This is a genomic window from Leptolyngbya sp. FACHB-36 (genome assembly GCF_014695955.1).
GTDB lineage: Bacteria > Cyanobacteriota > Cyanobacteriia > Leptolyngbyales > Leptolyngbyaceae > FACHB-36.
The window spans coordinates 1-2,991 of the sequence record NZ_JACJPG010000122.1 but is presented as its reverse complement, the minus strand read 5'-3'; the positions used below and the strand labels follow the sequence as shown (position 1 = coordinate 2,991).

General features: G+C 55.4%; 2 protein-coding genes and 1 pseudogene. 1 reads left to right on the top strand and 2 read right to left on the bottom strand.

What is annotated here, in order from left to right:
• The coding region (locus H6F43_RS01710) for a transporter associated domain-containing protein (RefSeq protein ID WP_277879841.1) at positions 1-575 on the top strand (575 nt) is incomplete at its 5' end.
• A gap of 6 nt (positions 576-581) precedes the next feature.
• Here the strand turns inward: H6F43_RS01710 and H6F43_RS01705 are convergent.
• The gene (locus H6F43_RS01705) at positions 582-2,711 is read right to left on the bottom strand and encodes a cation:proton antiporter (RefSeq protein ID WP_190340292.1); all 2,130 of its coding nucleotides are present in this window, start codon (positions 2,709-2,711) and stop codon (positions 582-584) included.
• A gap of 64 nt (positions 2,712-2,775) precedes the next feature.
• Positions 2,776-2,991, bottom strand: a pseudogene (locus tag H6F43_RS01700) (hypothetical protein); the annotation flags it as partial.

The following is a 2,991-nucleotide window of genomic DNA, read 5'->3' as shown; positions in this document are numbered from 1 at the left end:
TAGCAAAGAGATCGCTAACGCTGGAAGGCGCGATTGACGAGTGGATTCGCCCCGTGCGGTTTGTATCAGAGTACATGCTGCTGAGTGAGCTACTGCCGTTGATGCAGCGATCGCGCCAGCCAATGGTCATGGTCATGGATGAATACGGTGGCACAGCAGGCTTAGTCACGATTCAAGATCTGATCGCCGAAATTTTGGGTGATGCGGTTGAGCCTGTCAGCAGCGACGAGCAGAACGTTCAAATTTTGGATGATCAGACGTTTCTGGTGCAGGCGCAGATGAATCTGGAGGAAGTCAACGACCTGCTGAATCTGGAGTTTCCCCTAACTGACGACTATCAAACGCTGGGCGGATTCGTGATCTCTCAGCTACAAAAAATTCCTCAGCCTGGAGAAACGCTACGCTACGACACCTGCCAACTGACCGTCATTTCCATCGAAGGACCCCGCCTCAACCAAATCCAAATTCGTCGTCTCGACCTACCAGATGACACCAAATTAATCGCAGACGATCGCGATCGTGCCTTAGACGCAGATGATCGCGCCTCAAACTCCTCAGACTCGCAGGATTTGTAGGACACCTCACACTAAGTGTCGAGGCTCTGCAACCGTCCCGGTCGATCGCACTGCTTGCTGTCGTCCGACGATGCCTGTCGTGAAGTTCAGCGGCTCACTGAGCATAACCACCGAGCTTGTGATTTGCTGCGCTACGCGACTACCAATGTCGCTGATTGCCAATCCTCCAGCACTCGTGCGACGAGGCGAGGAACGCAGCACCACTAGATCGTAAGACTTTGCCGCAAGAACGATCGTCCGAACCACATCGTCAGCGGGTCGAATGTCGATGTCTGGCGCCAGCGTCGCGGTTACTTTTGACGCCATCAGCGCTAGTTGCGATCGCATCCAGGCAATCCGGCTGGGAGAAAGCCCGCGATCGCAGATGTGCAGCAGCGTCATTTCTGCCTGGTTTGCTTCCGCTAACACGTGACCAAACTGGATGGCTTGAACCGGGTTTGCGGTCAGGTTTTCGATCGGCACCAGAATACGCCGGATAGTGCTGGGGGAAGCAAGCAGGCGCGAAATCACCACCGGACAATGGGACGCCCACAGCACTTGGTCGAGGACATTGCCAAACAGCCGCGCTTGCAGTCCTGTCCGCTGTCCCCAGCCCATGACAATCAAATTGGCGTCGTACTCTCGACTAGCGCGACAAATGCCCTGAGCAATGCTATCGTCAACTCGGATCAGCGGCTCTGCCTCTACTCCAACATCGTGACTCAGATCCACCGCTGCTGCAAGGAGCGACTGGCTCCGTTGCAGACTGCTAGCAAGCTGTGGATCATTCATGTGCACCGGAGCAACGGCGATCGACAACGGTACGATTCGACCTGAGCGGTATCGCGCCAGCAGTGCTGCCAGTTCAATTAAGTGCTGCTCTGTACGGGGATTGTAGACCGGAACCACGACCACGTACGGAGCCTCGTCGGATGCGTCAGACGCCGCGCTATCCAGTGCTGCCTCGGTTTCTAGCTCCGGCGAGATCAGCTCTGGCGCAAATCGCGCTGTGATGATTGGACCCAGCGTTGCTGTCACCAGCATCAGCACAATAACGCTGTTTAGCACGTCTTCGGTCAGCAGCTTTGCTCGATATCCGACCAGCGTCGCCGCCAGAGTTGCTGCCACTTGCGGCAGCGACAGTGACCACATCACCAGCAGTTCGTTTCGGTTGTAGTGGTAGACCCATTTCGCTAGCAGCGCGGCTAAAAATTTACTTGCGATCAGTCCAAGGACGATCGCGATCGTGAGTCCCAGCGATTGCAGCACCGTCAGCGTGCGAATAAACACTGGAATTCTGACCAGCAGCCCCATATCCACGAAGAAAATCGGGATAAACAATACGCTGCCGACGAACATCACCTTTTCTTTGACGGGGCCGTTGCCAACTGCACCGTTGACGGCAAGCCCTGCTAGAAACGCGCCGACGATTTTTTCCACCCCAATCAGTTGTGCACCGACCGCAGCCAGAAACACTGCCAGCAGCACAAACAAAAATTGGTTGCCTTCTTCGTCACCGGTCCGGCGAAAGAATTCGCGTCCAGCTCGATCGAATCCCACTAGCACAACGCCCGTGTAAACCGCCAACGACCCGATCAGCGTTGCCAGCTTAGCCGGGGTAAAATCACCCGCATGAATGCCGATGCAAACTGCCAGAACGAGGAGAGCGCCGACATCCGTGAAGATTGTTGCGCCGATCGTCACCGTCACGGCTTCGTTGCCGACCACGCCCAAGCGACTGACGATCGGATACGCCAGCAGCGTGTGGGACGCGAACAGCGAACCAATCAGAACCGACGCGTTCCAGCCGAACCCGAAAACGCGACCGACAATTATGCCGAAAATCAGCGGCACCAGAAAGGTGAAGCTGCCAAAGCCGATCGATCGATGCTTCGTTCGTTGAAACTGCTCCAGATCTACTTCCAGTCCTGCTACAAACATCAGATAAACCAACCCGATGTCGGACAGCAACCGCATCGTTTCTGACTCGCTGCTGAGCAGGTGCAGCCCGTCAGGTCCCAAAGCGACCCCTGCTACTAGCAGCCCAACCAATCCCGGCAGTCGAATTTTCTCAAATAGTGGCGGAATAAACAGGATCACCGCCAGCAGTACAACAAAGGCAACGATCGGTTCCTGCAGAACCTTGGCGAGATCCATAGACGCTCCGAGCGCGGGGGCAGAACCTCCACAAATACCGATAAATCCTCGTAACGATATCCCTCTAAAGGTGAATCTGGCTAAGAATGATGCGCAGGCGATCGTAGTCGTCTTTCAGCAACAGGTTCAAGGTGCGTCCCGCCTGCACAAGCCACGATCGCTCTGCCTGCCGCAGTTGGTAGATTTCTCGGATCGTCGCAGCAACCAGAGCATCGGTTGGGGCACCGTTCATCATCAGCAGCGTGCGGAGAAAATCTAGACTGTCACTAAAGCGCAAAAT

Excerpts from the sequence above, each read along its gene's own strand:
- H6F43_RS01705 (WP_190340292.1), bottom strand. The coding sequence starts at position 2,711 with ATGGATCTCGCCAAGGTTCTGCAGGAACCGATCGTTGCCTTTGTTGTA.